Genomic DNA, 2,481 nt, shown 5'->3' with positions numbered 1-2,481 from the left:
TGAATAATGAAATGTTTTTCTTCATCTGAAAAATATTTGCTCGGCTTTCTAAGTATTTTTCCTGATGACAATCCTAAAATAACTTTACTTTTTTTATCCATTTTTACACTTTTTGGTGTAAACCTATTTTAGGACGAGTCAGCCAGAAAAAATGGCGGGCGGGAGATGGCATGTGGGTTGTAGCATCATTTTTTCTTGACTTTTTGTTACTTTTGTGTCAAGACAAAAGTAAATGAAAGATTAATAGACTGAACTTGATATTTCAAAATTAAAATGAAAGTTTTTTCTATGACCTCAAAAAAAGATTTAGCCCCTATTTTTAGAAAAGTAAAAAAATGAAAATATTCCATAACTTTGATAGTTTTAATGAAATAAATGAAACTATGAAAAACCTAAACTTTATTATTCTAATCTTTGCTATCCTATCTTTCAATTTTGTGTATTCACAAACACCCCAAATAAAATGGTGGTACGATGTAAACGATTCAGCTTTCGGAAATTCTGCATCTGCCGACCTCGACGGAGATGGCAAACTCGAAATAGCTTTTAGTTGCTACCGAAACGACAGCACAATTTATGTTTTAAATGCCGAAGACGGAAGTTTATTGTGGAAAGTAAACACAGGTGGCTGCAACGATGCCGCTCCATTGATTTTTGATGTGGACATGGACGATACTCTTGAAGTTATTCTGGCAGGTTCTTGTGTGCCAAAAACTTTTTGTTTTTCTGGACCCACCGGAGAAATAGAATGGGAAACCCCTTTACATGGCAGCGATTCTCCACCCACGGTTGGAGATATTGACAATGACGGTAAACCTGAAATTCTGCATGGGTGTTTTGGAGGATATGTTGCCTGCTTCAATGGCGAAGATGGTAGTGTTGCCTGGGATTTGGCTGTCGATTTAAATTCATGGATACAAACTGCTCCAATAATTCTTGATGTGGATAATAACGGACAGCTTGATTTTGTTGTAGGAAATTGGAATTTTGGAACCGACCACAAGATTTTTTGTTTTCGTGGAAACGATCAGTATTTGCTTTGGGAAACCGAATTGCCAAACGATTATATGTATCATGGAGCTTCCTTTGCAGATATTGATGCCGATGGATATATGGAGCTGGCAATCGGAACCTACGATGGAACTCTTTTAGTTTTAAATGCCGAAAATGGCAGTCTGAAATGGGAATATTCATTTTCAAATCCTTTTTATATTGGAGCACCAACTTCTATTGCCGATTTGAATAATGACACAATTTACGAAATAGTATTTTTCGATGCCTGGAATCTTGGGGTGCTGAGCAGTACTGGTGATTTGCTTTGGGAATTCCCAATCCCATCCTATGCTTATCCGTTTCGTGGGGCAGCCATTTCCGATATAAACAACGATGATACTCTTGATGTGGTTTTTGGAACAAGCAATGGCGAAGTTTATGCTCTCCATGGTAGTTCAGGAAACGAAATTTGGAGTATTGATCTTGCTGCTCATCACGATAGTGTGGAATTTGATATTGATCATGCCCCGATAATTGCCGATTTCGATGGAGATTCCTTATTAGATATTTTTGTTGTGGGAGGACGAACAGATTATCCTGAAATTGAAACAAACTATGGCAGAGCTTATGCAATTTCTTGCGAAAGCAAAGGTGGTCCTGATTGGTTAATGTTCCGTAAGGACACGGTGAGAAGTGCTTGCGTTAAGCTAGACACCGCTTCAATGCCCTCAAATCCAGTATATCCATTTGACTCATCAAGTACTGCTTTTGAAAACCTTAATACTATTTCTATCATAAATTTTGAATCAATTGTAAAAATCGAAAACAATTATTTAATTGAAACTTATCCAAATCCTGTGAGCGAATATTTAAATATTGAATATAAGCTGAAAACCAAAACAAAGGTAAACATAAGTTTATATAATTATTTTGGTCTTAGAATTGCAGACATTGAAAATTCTACTCAAAAAAAAGGCAGCTACTTTAAGAAATTGGAGAGTAACTTTATTCGAAATCTTGAAAATGGTTTATATCTACTTAAATTTCAGTTTAATCAGCAAATTGTTGTTAAAAAACTGCTTGTACAAAATTGATTTTTTCAGATTTTTAAATTTTTGTTGTTTAGTCATCATAGGAACAGGTGTTTTTAATATTTGGAGAGCCAAAAAGGACTGAAACAATTGATGATTTACTATTGAAAATTGATAATTATACAATGAATTTACCTTAGTCAAGATAATATATGAAAATAAAATTCTACATATTTACTTTTTGCGCCATTCTAAATTTAGACCTAATTTTTACTCAGACAGAAATCGAAATTAATTGGCCACTTGACACTACAACATTTAGCCTGCATAATTCACAAAAACAAGCAAAATGATGTTAATATTCTGTAATACAGATAAATGCAAGCTTTGATAAAAAACATTAATTTTTTAAATAAAAATGGAGTTCATGTATATTTTTTTCCAATAAGTTACTATC

1 protein-coding gene is annotated in these 2,481 nt (G+C 34.0%); it reads left to right on the top strand.

Annotation, left to right across the window (positions count from 1 at the left end; all coding sequences use genetic code 11):
- The first annotated feature begins 335 nt into the window (after nt 1–335).
- Nucleotides 336–2,087: a PQQ-binding-like beta-propeller repeat protein gene (locus HN894_15675; GenBank protein ID MBT7144762.1), complete on the top strand. Its 1,752-nt coding sequence runs from the start codon at nt 336–338 to the stop codon at nt 2,085–2,087.
- The last annotated feature ends 394 nt before the right edge of the window (nt 2,088–2,481 follow it).

The organism is Bacteroidota bacterium, assembly GCA_018692315.1.
Lineage (GTDB): Bacteria > Bacteroidota > Bacteroidia > Bacteroidales > JABHKC01 > JABHKC01.
The sequence above is the reverse complement of the archived record's forward strand: the minus strand, read 5'-3'. Positions and strand labels throughout refer to the sequence as shown.